The sequence below is a fragment of the Halobacillus sp. H74 genome, assembly GCF_052246715.1.
Lineage (GTDB): Bacteria > Bacillota > Bacilli > Bacillales > Halobacillaceae > Halobacillus > Halobacillus litoralis_A.
Window position 1 is genome coordinate 1 of sequence record NZ_JBQQCI010000005.1, and the last position, 12,642, is coordinate 12,642.

17 protein-coding genes are annotated in these 12,642 nt (G+C 36.1%); 12 read left to right on the forward strand and 5 right to left on the reverse strand.

Translation table 11 applies throughout. The features are described from left to right. Positions 1-178 precede the first annotated feature (178 nt). The 3 genes from ACTWPX_RS12165 to ACTWPX_RS12175 form a co-directional block, all read right to left on the reverse strand. A complete protein-coding gene (locus ACTWPX_RS12165; protein WP_443120000.1) occupies positions 179-841 on the reverse strand; it encodes a hypothetical protein in 663 nt (220 codons plus the stop codon). A gap of 111 nt (positions 842-952) precedes the next feature. Next, positions 953-2,119, reverse strand: a complete 1,167-nt coding sequence (locus tag ACTWPX_RS12170; RefSeq protein ID WP_443120001.1) for a tyrosine-type recombinase/integrase — start codon at positions 2,117-2,119, stop codon at positions 953-955. A gap of 23 nt (positions 2,120-2,142) precedes the next feature. Next, positions 2,143-2,640, reverse strand: a complete 498-nt coding sequence (locus ACTWPX_RS12175) for an ImmA/IrrE family metallo-endopeptidase (RefSeq protein WP_443120002.1) — start codon at positions 2,638-2,640, stop codon at positions 2,143-2,145. A 520-nt stretch (positions 2,641-3,160) separates the two neighbouring features. Here ACTWPX_RS12175 and ACTWPX_RS12180 point away from each other — a divergent pair. The 3 genes from ACTWPX_RS12180 to ACTWPX_RS12190 are packed head-to-tail and all read left to right on the forward strand — an operon-like array spanning position 3,161 to position 5,893. After that, on the forward strand, positions 3,161-3,808 hold the full coding sequence (locus ACTWPX_RS12180; RefSeq protein WP_443120003.1) for a hypothetical protein: 648 nt from the start codon (positions 3,161-3,163) through the stop codon (positions 3,806-3,808). Beyond that, the gene (locus ACTWPX_RS12185) at positions 3,801-4,973 is read left to right on the forward strand and encodes a helix-turn-helix domain-containing protein (protein WP_443120004.1); all 1,173 of its coding nucleotides are present in this window, start codon (positions 3,801-3,803) and stop codon (positions 4,971-4,973) included. Before ACTWPX_RS12180 ends, ACTWPX_RS12185 begins: the two co-directional genes overlap by 8 nt. A gap of 35 nt (positions 4,974-5,008) precedes the next feature. Further along, positions 5,009-5,893 (forward strand): hypothetical protein, encoded by an 885-nt coding sequence (locus ACTWPX_RS12190; RefSeq protein WP_443120005.1) that lies wholly within the window; start codon positions 5,009-5,011, stop codon positions 5,891-5,893. Positions 5,894-5,922: 29 nt separating this feature from the next. On the opposite strand, the gene ACTWPX_RS12195 is transcribed toward ACTWPX_RS12190, so the two are convergent. Then, a complete protein-coding gene (locus tag ACTWPX_RS12195; protein ID WP_443120006.1) occupies positions 5,923-7,653 on the reverse strand; it encodes a reverse transcriptase domain-containing protein in 1,731 nt (576 codons plus the stop codon). 263 nt (positions 7,654-7,916) lie between these two features. Then, positions 7,917-8,315, reverse strand: a complete 399-nt coding sequence (locus ACTWPX_RS12200; protein ID WP_443120007.1) for a helix-turn-helix domain-containing protein — start codon at positions 8,313-8,315, stop codon at positions 7,917-7,919. 153 nt (positions 8,316-8,468) lie between these two features. Between ACTWPX_RS12200 and ACTWPX_RS12205 the strand changes: the two genes are divergently transcribed. The 9 genes from ACTWPX_RS12205 to ACTWPX_RS12245 all read left to right on the forward strand — a co-directional run bounded on the left by ACTWPX_RS12205 (position 8,469) and on the right by ACTWPX_RS12245 (position 12,641). Continuing rightward, a complete protein-coding gene (locus tag ACTWPX_RS12205) occupies positions 8,469-8,708 on the forward strand; it encodes a helix-turn-helix domain-containing protein (protein WP_443120008.1) in 240 nt (79 codons plus the stop codon). Then, positions 8,709-8,906 (forward strand): helix-turn-helix domain-containing protein, encoded by a 198-nt coding sequence (locus ACTWPX_RS12210; RefSeq protein ID WP_443120272.1) that lies wholly within the window; start codon positions 8,709-8,711, stop codon positions 8,904-8,906. A 72-nt stretch (positions 8,907-8,978) separates the two neighbouring features. Further along, complete coding sequence (locus ACTWPX_RS12215; protein WP_443120009.1) at positions 8,979-9,500, forward strand: XRE family transcriptional regulator; 522 nt, start codon at positions 8,979-8,981, stop codon at positions 9,498-9,500. Further along, complete coding sequence (locus ACTWPX_RS12220; protein WP_443120010.1) at positions 9,497-9,769, forward strand: hypothetical protein; 273 nt, start codon at positions 9,497-9,499, stop codon at positions 9,767-9,769. Before ACTWPX_RS12215 ends, ACTWPX_RS12220 begins: the two co-directional genes overlap by 4 nt. Positions 9,770-9,866: 97 nt before the next feature. Continuing rightward, a complete protein-coding gene (locus tag ACTWPX_RS12225) occupies positions 9,867-10,124 on the forward strand; it encodes an AbrB/MazE/SpoVT family DNA-binding domain-containing protein (RefSeq protein WP_443120011.1) in 258 nt (85 codons plus the stop codon). A gap of 219 nt (positions 10,125-10,343) precedes the next feature. Further along, positions 10,344-10,565 carry a hypothetical protein gene (locus ACTWPX_RS12230; protein ID WP_443120273.1) on the forward strand — a complete coding sequence of 74 codons (222 nt, stop codon included), beginning with the start codon at positions 10,344-10,346 and terminating at the stop codon, positions 10,563-10,565. Between the two features lie 77 nt (positions 10,566-10,642). After that, a complete protein-coding gene (locus ACTWPX_RS12235) occupies positions 10,643-11,593 on the forward strand; it encodes a YqaJ viral recombinase family nuclease (protein WP_443120012.1) in 951 nt (316 codons plus the stop codon). Next, on the forward strand, positions 11,593-12,462 hold the full coding sequence (gene recT, locus ACTWPX_RS12240; RefSeq protein WP_443120013.1) for a recombination protein RecT: 870 nt from the start codon (positions 11,593-11,595) through the stop codon (positions 12,460-12,462). The genes ACTWPX_RS12235 and recT overlap by 1 nt, the downstream gene beginning before the upstream one ends. Continuing rightward, on the forward strand, positions 12,462-12,641 hold the full coding sequence (locus tag ACTWPX_RS12245) for a hypothetical protein (RefSeq protein WP_443120014.1): 180 nt from the start codon (positions 12,462-12,464) through the stop codon (positions 12,639-12,641). Before recT ends, ACTWPX_RS12245 begins: the two co-directional genes overlap by 1 nt. The last annotated feature ends 1 nt before the right edge of the window (position 12,642 follow it).

Below are 12,642 nucleotides of genomic sequence, written 5' to 3' on the forward strand. Positions count from 1 at the left end.
CAACAGCCTTCTAAGCTGTGGGTCGGGGGTTCGAATCCCTCCTGGGACGCTAACTAAGAAAACGCTGAAACCTTTGCGAGACAAAGGATTCAGCGTTTTTGTTTTATTGAGTGAGTTTGGGTTGTAGCAAGTGAAAAACCCCATTTGGGGCAGAAATGGGGCAGAATTTTTGGGGTTACTAATTTGGTTTTATAAAGTCGAACTGATCAAGTGCATCTACTGTGAATTTTTCGGAGACCTCGTTTTTATGCTCTTCCAAGTATCTTATGACTTTTGGTCTTAAGTCTGACATTAATTCATTGTAATCGTCTATGTAATCGCTAAAGTGAGAATGGAAATAAGATAAGAAACGCTTTTGGAATTTTTCTGTTAATTCTCCTTTGCTCTCATGTCCTGTAAATGGGTCCATTATTTTGGGAACATAAACGATGTTCCAAGGAGCTGTAAATAAAAACGGGTTTTTGGTTTTACCAAAAATATGCGACACTTGAAAGTTTCGAATGCGTTTATACTTTGAAGAAGGCTTTTCTTGCCTTGCATAACCAGTAAGTCTTTTCAATAATTTGGTTGGCTCAGCGTTATTTGTGGGGTCTTTATAAAAGTTATTATGTCCAAACAATTCTTTGTATAATTTAAGATACTGTTCAGTCCCTCTAGCATCTCTGCCATATCCGCGAACATACACTTTGTTATTACCATGATAGACATTTTCCTTTAAAATACTCCACTCAGATTTTACCTCATGGTCAGGTATTGTTAGTGTTTCTTCTATACCGAATTGAATCATTTGTTCATCGCTGATATTAAATTTCTCCATAAACATCTTGTACCCATCAATCATTTGTTATCCCTCTCCATATACCTAAGAATAGGTGTATTTAAAAAAAGGCGTGCAATCTTTGATTGCACGCCTTATAATACTATTATTTTACCATAGGATAAAGGATTATTTTCAGGAGTTTTTTTGCTGGAAGAAGACATCGAAATGTCCTGCAGCCACCTGATCCACTTCTTCAATATGGTGACCATAAATATCCATAGTGGTTCCGATTTTACGGTGCCTTACACGTTGACTAATGGATTTCGTAGGGACGTTTTGCTGAATCAAGTAAGTAACTGAGTAGTGCCGCAAATCATGGAAACGAATCTCACCGATATCATTTCGTTTCCTAAAACGGCTCCACCACTGACTGACACTATCTGGTCTCATGGGTTTACCTTCCTCGTCAGAGAATAAGAATATACGGTCAGGATCGTACCATCGATCCCTCAGCATAATATACTCTCTTTTACGCTCAGACTTAATTTTAAGTATCATTTTCAATAGCTCATTAGGAATAGCCACAGTACCGTCCATGCCATTCTTTATGGATTTGATTTTAAGTTCTCCGCCAGATAACTGTGTAAGAGACTGTTCAAATCTGATTGCTCCTTTTTTCTCAAGTATATGCTTGTCTTCTAAAGCGACTAGTTCACCTTCTCGGCATCCAGTCACAAATGCAATCCAGAACATGACTTGCTTTATATAAGGCTCCTCGGAGATGCTGCTTATCATCTTATCAATTGTGTCTTTTGTATATGCTACTGACTTCTTCCTGGTTGGAGAGGGTAGCTTAATATTCTTAGCAGGGTTATTCTTAATTAGTCCAAAGTCCGTTGCGACTGATAAAAGGCTGTTAAAGGCTTTGTAGCAGTTTCTAATAGTAGAGGGTGATAAAGGATCCTCCTTACCATCCAAACGCTTCTCACCCCGATTGAGGCCGTCAATAAAGTCAACTATGTGCATTGGCTTGATCTCAGCCAATTTCAAATGACCATATTGCGGTAGAATTCTTTTCTCAATAATATTAATGTATTCACGTAATGTCCGAGGAGAAAAATGATCTTCAGCAAATTTCTTTGTCCATTCTTTATAGAAGTCTTCTAACCTGGTATATGTGGGTCTGGTGTAATCGCCAGATAAAATCTCAGCCTCAAATTTTGCTAGCTCTTGTCTAGCTAGTGTTTTATTTTTAACCTTAATGTTTCTGCGCTCTCGAACAGCCTTTCCCTTAGAATCATAACCGGTTACTACTGATAGTCTAAAGGATCCTTTACCGCGTTTTTCAATACTTCCCATGGGAATCACCTCCATTTTATATTTTAATAGCTGAAATAATATTGGCTGGTACAATCTGAACGCCTTTTAATTTGCTCCAACCGTTCCTCACATAGCTCATAAGACACTTTAAAGTCATAAGCCCATCGATCAAGCAGCTCAGGATCATTAAGGTCATATCGCTTTATCATGTGATATGGAAGAGCAGCATAAAGACTAAAATGTCTTGCGTCACGTTCTTGAAGTTCTCGGAATGCTTCAGGCATCATTGATTGTTTGCCAACATGTCTAATTGCATGACACAACTCATGAAAAAATTGTTCTCGTTGCTGCAAGGAGTCCAAGGCAGTATTTAGAACGATTTCTCTATAGCGTCCAAAGCGAATATAGCCACTTTGCAACGGCTTGTAATGAACGAAGATTTCATATTTCATTGCAATTTTTCTTAGGCTTAAATCCACTGGATATTGGAATTTGTGTTTTATGTACCAATTAGATATCCAGTCTTCTAGGGCTGTTGTAGTGTATTGAGGGAAATTCATACTAGTCACCTTCCTTGGTGATATTATACGAACGTATGTTCTATTTTTCAATTAATATGACAAAAAAAGTGTCTGGAAATTATCCAGACACTTTTCTATCACTTTCATTTCGTAATTTTTTTAGAAGGTTTTCTGCTTTCTTTTAAGCCTTAGTAGTAGCGGATGGATATTTCAATAAACCATCATTTCTAAACTGTACATTTAAGAAGGCGCCTTTTTATGCATTAGAGGGTAACAGGAACTGTATAATGAATATCCTCCTTGTAAAATTATGTATTAATATGAACATGTTATCATACTAAGGGTGGTATCAAGCAGAGATATTTATGTATTATGAACTAATTAGATGCCCAAGCTTCAAATTCAGTAGTAGTGTATTCGGGAATTTCTTACTATCACCACCCTAAATGAGATTTTACTATCGAGTGTTCGATTATGATGGAATTGATTATGGTTGCAAAATAACCGGAAAATGTGTAAAATGTGTGCATGGATGAAAATACCGAAAGGCGGACTGGTTATGAAAGAATATATAGTCCCAAGTACTGTGAAAACTATGATTCAGGATAATGTTCCAGTTAAACTTCGGTTAGATATCGTAAAAGGGGTAAAAAAAGCATATAAAATTGTATATCAGTTAGTAGAGGATATTCCATTATTTAATTGGGAAATCGGTGAATATCATATAGGTTATTTGAAACACATCGCTGTTCAGTACGTTATTCAAAAAGATATTCAATTCGAGGATTATGAATTTAAGACCTCTATTCAGAGAAATGTACAAGGGTACCCTTACTTAGTATTGCACAATGATAATTGTGAAATTACAATTAGCCAGACTTCAAGCCCAGAAAAAATAGCTAGACCTGCATACTTTCGAGAGAAAAAGCAACAAGTTAATCAAATTCGTTTAAATTTGTTTGATGAGAATACTCAAAGTACTACTGATTCACAATCAAGCTATTTTTTGTTATCCCACGGTTACCAAACGAAGGTTCCTGAATTTATTAATTTAGGTATGCCAAACGAATATGGTTGGATAGAACGAATAAATTTGATAGAACAACCATTTATTGTTGAAGATGAGTTGGAAAATGAAGAGAAAATCAACGAAGAAACGTTGGTTGGATTTAAGGACTATTTAAAAGGAGTGGAAACAGGTGAATAGAAAGTTTACATCTGAAGTTAATTCATTTCAACCTGACAGACTAAGAGAGGCTCGTGAATCTAGAGGGTTGACTATCATTGAATTAGCAGAGGGTGTAGGAATTTCTCACCAATCAATTTCGAAGTATGAAAATGGTAAAGCAAATCCAGGCCATTTAACTCTAAACAAAATTTGTAATGAATTGAATTTCCCTGTACAGTTTATGCTAAAGTCGCCTTTGAAACGTAACGAAAAGGTTACCTACTTTCGTAGCAGAGCTAATGCCACTGTAAAGTCCAAAAAAATTCATCAATCGAGATTAGGTTGGGTTGAAGAAATATACTCCTTCATCCAAGAAATACTGCAGTTACCAGAAACAAATATACCTATTATAAATGATTCTAAAAGTTTTGAGCCAACCCCGTATGGAGAGATTGAAAATATAGCCCAAAATTTAAGAAGGCGTTTTGGAATTGGTAATGGGCCAATATCTGATGTAGTTCTTCTTTTAGAGAAGAATGGGGCGATAATCTCCAGGTCAGAGTTTGGTGATTTTCGAATTGATGCATGTTCAAAATGGAACGATACAAATCAGCGTCCTTTTATTATGTTAGGAAATGATAAGAATTCAGCAGCTAGATCTAGATTCGATATAGCCCATGAACTTGGTCATTTAATTTTACACCCAAACCTCACCTGGGCTGAATTTAATAATAAGACTAATTACAAAATTATAGAAAAAGAAGCAAATTACTTTGCTACAGCTTTTTTACTGCCATCCTCGTCATTTGGCTCTGAAATATACTCTACTTCTATGGAAAGTTTAATTAATTTAAAAAAAAGATGGAAAGTTTCGATTCAAGCTATTGCTTATAGAGCTAGGGAGTTGGACCTCATCACACCTCATCAATTTGTGAATGTAAGAAGGAGATTAGCCAAAAAAGATTGGTTACAAAAAGAGCCTTTAGATGATGCTTTGAAGGTTGAAGAACCAAGAATTTTAAAAGAAGCTATAACAATGATAATTGATCATCATGTTATCTCAAGGGAAGAATTAATCGCTACAATTGGATTATCAACCAGTGATATTGAAGTGTTGGCTAATATTCCATCTGGTTATTTAATTGAAGAACCTATAGTGGATGAGAGTGTAGTGATAAATTTTAAAAGAAGAGGGAGTAGATAATCCTTCTCCCCTCTTTTTTATGGAGTGATATAATAATGGATGTCTCTTGGACTCCTATAATTACAGTAGCTGGCGCTTTTAGCGCTGCTTTTGCTGGTCAATATTTTGGGCATAGATTCACATCCAAAAGAGAGAGAATTAATAAGGACACACACCGTTTACAATATCTGTATTCTCCTCTTGTACATAAAGTTATGGATTATTTGAATGAAGAAGGTGAGACAGCTCAATTAACTGATAATCCTTTCTTGGATGAAAGTGAAGTTTATATTAAATTAATTGTAAATGGCGACCCAAATGAATATTTTCAACTTATGAGAGACTTAATTGGGGAAAATCTAGTCTATGCAAATCAAAAATTGATAATGCTCTATGAAAGAGGAAAATTCTTCGGGGATTATAATTATGGAAAAATAAAACCAACTTTATTAGGTCCCATACATACTTTCCATTTTAGAATTGAATTTTGCAGTGAATGTCTTAGTGAGTATCTTATGATAAATGAGAGTTTAAATACTTTGTCTGTAGAAATCAAAGAAGAGGTTGAGAAGTCATACTTTTTTTGCTTAATTTTATTGATAATGTTCGAATTACGTTTACATGAATTAATATTAAATCATAGCCTTAGGGCTAAATTATTTTTAGAAGCATTGTATGAAAAGAAAGGTTATTTTGAAAAGGCTAAGTCTATATATTCAGACTTTAGGAAATTTAGCAAAGATATTAAGAACTTTAATAATATTATATTGGATGATCTAGAAGCTGATGCAAGTGAATTGATATTTAGAATTATAAAAGACTTAAAGTATTTTGAACCTGAAATAGGAGGGGTATGGGAAGAAGAATTAATTAAACATCCTATAAAAGAAGAATATATAGAAAACAAGGTACTAGAGAATTTAAAAATTCGTAAAAAATAATAGTCAAAATAAAAAACCCACGGCCATTATTATGTATAATCGTGGGTTTTTTTCATCTGGAGAACATCCTCAATTTTTACTACTATGCTTGTATCACTATCTTCATCGAGTCCATTATCAGTTAGAGTTCTAAAACCTTTTGTCGCTATTCCAATAACTTCATCGCTATCATTTAGTACTGGTCCGCCACTATTACCATCAACAATTCTTGCACTAACAATAAACCTTTCTTGGAAGGAGCCCAATTTCCCTGTCTTATAATTAAAAGTCTCTTTTAAATAGTTATCCCTATATTGCTTTATTTCTCCCGAATCTGTACCTAAAGAATCCCTTTTATTATGGTTAGGGTAACCCATAACCCTAATTTTTTGCCCGATTTCATTTTCTGTATTATAAGAATATCCATAATTAATATCAAATTCTTTCACTTTTAATATAGCTATATCTAAATCCCTATTGTATTTCACTAATTGTGCCGTTATAGAAGTATCCGAGTATCTAGATCGATGTAATCTAATTTCATAAGGGATGTCAGTATTATTTAGTTTTTTATATTCCTCAACTACGTGAGCATTTGTAATAAACCCTACTCCACTTAAGAAGAATCCCGTTCCTTGTGCACCGGGTTCTTCATAAAAAACTCCTTCGTCCAGCATTCCGCATTCAACTACGTAGGTATATAAGTTTCTTAAATCCTCTTTTGACTTGTAGGTATCAATTAATTTTTCTCCAAGTGCTTTGTTTAAACGTTTGGCTAATTTATTAAATACAGGATCTTCTTTTCCTCTAACCATTTTTAAGTAATTTAACTTTCCAACCAATAAATTTTCTATTTTTGGTGGTGATTTCAAATAGCTTTTATTATATTTATCTTCTAATATTTCTTGTGCTGGTTCTTTTCCGTATTTTTCTATACTCCTAATAATTGCTCTAATATTTCTAATATATTTTCTTCTTACATTAGGTTTTTCATTTACTGTTAGGCCTGTAACTTCCATTCTCTGATTTCTATTAGTCACTCTAGTTTTAGAATTTTTAGCAACAAATCCATTTTCATCTAAAATTTTTGTTATATTACTACTTAATTTGTATGTCCCTTCTTCTTTATATGCTAACGAGATTGGTAAGTAGTTTTTGCTAGTTGAAAATGATAAGTCATCAGCGTACCTAGTATAAATACATGAATGCTTTTTTGCCAATGAGTGCATTTCTTTATCTAACTTAAAGCAAATCATGTTTGATAATATAGGAGATGTTGGTGCTCCTTGGGGAAGAGAATTATTATAACAGCAAATATTTGCAATTGTTGTAGCAGCTACGTTAGATATACCGAAGAAACTTGCCAATATACCTCTTATTCTACCAAAGTTAATTGAATTAAAAAAATCTTCTATATCTAAATTTAATATGTAATTTTGTTTAACATGTTGTTGAGCGTTAGTCACAATGCTCTTACCGTTTATAAAACCATGGGATGTAAAACGTGGGTTGTAATGTAAAGATAGAATATGGTTGAGCTTCTGTTGCAAAATTTTTAGTGAGATATTGGGAGCGGAAATTTCTCTGAATCCACCTGTTTTTTTAGGAATCTTAAACTTTTTATACTTGTTTGGCATTTTAAACATTATATAGTGAAGGTGTTTTGGGGTTATTTCAAGAAGGTTACTTACGTCACTAAAAGTTTTTAAATTCTTAAATTTTCTTTTTATCACTTCATCGCTACATTGAAGTTCCGGTAGGCTTTCAAATTCTTGTTTCATACTGTTTCTCTCCAATTTGTAGAGATTATGGGCGGTAAATTCTACCTTTCTTTAAAACGGAAAATACGAAAAAATTAACGTTAAAATATACTATCGGAACATGCGGAATGTCCACTCAACATTTTCATACAACACTGCAGTAACAACAGTGAGAATCAATTTACCGCCCAACAATCTCTAAGATAATATTATATTATGAATTTGATTATATTTTCAACTGATTTCTTATAATTAAAATTAATGAGCACATCAACTTGATGTGCCTAATTTTTATCTATTTCTTTAGATTTCTGTACCAAATACTGAAAGTAACTCTCCAGCTCCTTAATCTGTTCAGGACTCATCGATTTCCATTTCTCAATATCGAAGAACGACATATCATCGATTTCGTACTTCTCCAGTAACCTATTTATTTCATTTAGTGAATCAAACTCGCTGCTATCCTTTGAAACTTCGCTATGAATTGAAGTCCTACCAAATAGATGATCTGTGGATACTTCAAAATAGTCTGCAATTTTCTGGAGTGTTTCATAATCAGGCTGTCTAAACCCTCTCTCGTAATTAGAAAGATTCTGGTGAGGTATTTTAAGTTTTTCAGCTAGCATTTTTTGAGTTAAATTCTCTTTTATTCTTAGATGTTTGATTCTTTCTCCTAAAGACATTACAACACTCCTTTCTATCTTAAATTTTACAGTATTCTTCAAAACGAATAAAATAATTCTTCGAAAAGTATATTTTTTATTGACATATACGAAACGAAGAATTAATATGTAGTTATAGTTCTTCGTTTCGTATATTAAATGGGAGGTGAAGATTTGAAAGTTAACGAAGCAATTAGATTCATAAGAAAGTCAAAAGGTGTGACTCAGGTCCATGTTGCGGGCAAGTTAGGGATATCTCTTCAAACCTATAATGGCTATGAGTTAGGTAGAAGACAAATAAAAGTTGAATTAATTAAAGATGTAGCAAAAGCGTTAGATGTACCAGTAGAATATTTTTTTGATCATAAATTATACGAAACGAAGAATTATTTGGGTTCTAAGGAGGTGATCTAAATTAACAGACGAACAATGACCGTGAATGAAGCAGCAGAATATCTCGGTGTATGTAAAGACACAATCTACACAATGGTCCGAACAAACGAAATACCACATTTCAGACTTCGTCGAAGAATTTTCTTCTCTCAAGAAACCATCGACGCTTGGATTAATGAACAAGAACAAAACCTCATGGAGGAATCAGAGGCTATGTAATAACTCAACTTTAGATTAGCACCATGACAACTAAATAATGGTACCTCTTTAGGTACAAAAGGAGTGCTCAAAATGAAGAAAAGCAAGGCAGCAAGGTTGATGAAAGAATCGAGAATCCAGAGTGGGAAGACCCAGCAACAACTTTCCATGGACATGTTCCAGTCAAGAGAATATGTGGCTAAGCAAGAGAACGGGGAGAGAAAGCTTACACCTTCAACAGTTCAACATTTCACTGAGACATATAACGATCCTTGGTTGGCACTGGAGGCTGCATTTGAATACACAGGTTGGGGAGTCACTCGCTTAGATGGACCAGCTGTTGACTTGCATCGTTCCTCGGTTCGAGAGAAGGCATTGGAAGAGCTGAGGGAAGCTATTGAGGCTATGGAAAATGTAAAACTCACTAAGAATCCTTCTTTCGCACAGTCTTTTGAAATACAAGACATTGAACGTTCTGCAAGAGAGCACATTGATGTGATTGGAGCATCCATTACTTATGTTGCAACGCTATGTGATCAATATGGCTTAAGTTGGAATCAACTTTGGGAGGATCACTATAGAAAACTTCAATCAAGGGGGTACGTCACGACATGAACAATTTGGACAACTACTTAGAGCGAGATGCCGGTAAGGCAGCTAAGGAAATCAGCTGTTTGTATGATCTTAAGAAAAAACAAGAGGAAGCGATTGTACAAAACGATTTCACGCAAGCCAAACTACTTGGCGCAGATATCCTTAATAGTTTGAATGAATTGGAGTTCTTAAGAGAACGCAAGATTAATCAAGACAACTTACGAAGAGTTGCGGTGGAAATGGAAAATAACGGCATCACAGTTGCGATTGTGAAGCATTCGTATGAGTAGACCTAAGACGAAGCTTGATATTACTTACATCATTTTGTTTATTGCAGCGTTTTTGTTTTTATATTTTTCAATTATTGATTAAGAAAGGAAGAGATTAATGAAGGCATTAGGTATTGTAAGAAAACTAGATGAACTTGGGAGATTAGTTCTACCGAAAGAAGTAAGAGATTCCCATGGGTGGGAGCAGGGGCAACCATTCGAAATGTTTATGGATGAAAAATCTTTAGTTATTCGACCTTATGGAAAAGAAAAAGAAAAACAGCTAGTACTCGAAGAGTTAAATCAGATCAAGAGGGAACTTTCCGGGGAATCACAGGAGACGATTCAAAAGGTGATTGATTATGTACAGAAATAAAAATAGTCACCTGGATGGCGGTCCAGATGACTAATAACAAATGAATAGTGTTGATATCCCTACTATAGCATGTCTCTTATTCTAAGGGCAAGATGAGGGCTATCAAACGACAGGTTCAGCCTGTCGTTGAGACCAGGAACGAACTCCTCCAATTTTATGTATAAATGTGTCGTCCATACACGTTCCTGGTTTCAAAGATGCGCTGGCATCAGAAAGGTGGTGAAACAATTGAATCATCCTGTGATTGATCAGATTGAAAGGACAGGTCATCCCTTTGGGATCCCTGAACCGGAACATTATGGTTTGGACGGTCTAGGGAATGAAGTGTTCGCCGGTGATGAAATTTATATATTGAACGAAGAGTTTTTCTTGAAGGAAACGCTCATGTATGAATCCAGAGAGCTATTGAAAACTCTCGGAGCAGAAGAAAAGAAGGCATAAAAAAATCCGCACAGCCATGCGGACTCTTAAGAAAGTATTTTGACAATATTATATCAGAAATTTTGAGGAGGTCCAATATGGGAGTAAAAGCACAGGTTCTTCAAAGCACAGCTGACATGGAAGAAAGAGAGTGGCTGGAGTCTCGGAGGAAAGGTATAGGGGGATCGGATGCAGCAGCTTTAGCTGGCTTTAACAAGTGGAAATCTCCAGTGGTAGTTTACATGGAGAAAGTCGGCGAAGTGAAATCAGAATCTTCCAATGCAGAAGCTGCCTACTGGGGCAATGTGATGGAGGCAACGGTTGCGCAAGAATTTTGTAAAAGGACAGGCTTGAGAGTACGGAAAAGGAACGCGATTCTCCAACACCCTGAACATGATTGGATGCTTGCAAATGTTGATCGTCTCATTGTTGGCCAAAACGAAGGGCTTGAATGTAAGACGGCTAGCGAGTATCTCAAAAACGATTGGGATGGAGAAGAAATCCCGATGGCTTACTTACTCCAATGTCAGCATTATATGGCCGTCACTGGAGCTGATGCTTGGTGGATTGCTGTTCTCATTGGTGGCAACAAATTCGTCTACAAGAGAGTGGAAAGAGACGAAGACTTGATTCAGAATCTCATTGCTCTAGAGAAGGAGTTCTGGGAAGTAAATGTTTTAGCACAGAATCCACCAGACATTGATGGGTCAGCTGCATCCGTTGATTTTATAAAAGCCATGTATCCAGATGCAGATCCAGACAGTGAAACGGAATTGGATTCAGATTCGGATAAACTGCTGAAGGCACTGGAACAAATCAAACAAGAAGAGAAAGAACTGAAGACCAAAAAGAACGAGTATGAGAATCGTTTGAAACAAAAACTAGCAACCTATGAAAAAGGTTTTACCAACCACTATGTAGTTACCTTCAAAAATCAGGAACGACGCACGGTTGACTCCAAGCGTTTGAAAGCTGAAAAGCCGGAACTGTATGAAGAGTACTCGAAGGTCAGTACTTCAAGACCATTGAAATTCAAGGAGGCTAAATAATGGCTACGAATTCCACGGCAAAGAACCATTTAGCTAATAAAAAGAATAAAAGCAATGCTCCGCAACAATCAAATAATCAGGTGAATACGATTCAAGCATATCTCAAAAAAATGGGTCCGGAGTTTGAAAGGGCCCTTCCAAAACATATGGATGCGGATCGTTTGGGGCGAATAGCAATGACCACGATTCGCCAGAATCCCAAATTGCTTGAATGCTCAATACCATCTTTGATGGGAGCTGTGATGCAAGCTGCGCAACTCGGACTTGAGCCAGGTCTGATCGGCCACTGCTATCTGGTTCCATTCTACAACGGAAAAATGAAAGAAACGGACGTGCAGTTCATTATTGGATATAAAGGAATGATTGATCTTGCTCGACGTTCCGGCCATATTGAGAGCATATACGCTCATACAGTCCATGAAAACGATGAGTTTGAATATGAACTGGGACTCCATCCCAAACTCATTCACAAGCCTTCTACGGGAGAAAGAGGAGACATGAACTTTGTGTACTCTGTCGCTCATTTTAAAGACGGTGGGTACCAATTCGAAGTCTTCAGCCGTAATGACGTGGATAAGGTGAAAGAACGGTCCAAAGCTGGAAAGTTTGGCCCTTGGCAGACCGATTATGAGGAAATGGCTAAGAAAACTGTTATACGTCGGATGTTCAAATACCTGCCGATCAGTGTGGAAGTTCAGAACCAAGCAACCCATGATGAAACGGTCAGGAAGGACGTTACAGAAGATGCTGAATCGATTTACGATCAAGAATATATTGATATTCCTACTAACGAAGAGCAGCCACCACAGGAAGAAGAGAAAGATCGATCGGATGTATCGGCAGAGAAAGCTGCTATGGATATTGAATAATGGAAAGAAAAATAGCCATCCCGCATTGTTATGTGTGGATGGCTCAAGTCAATGAGGATCCTAAAGATTTATTCAGGTCTTATGTTTCCGGCTATGTACGGAATACGCATCCAGGTTGGCAACTGGTTCGAATAGAGAAGATGTACGCAGTGATTTCAGAAAAACACGAGAGGCGGTGAC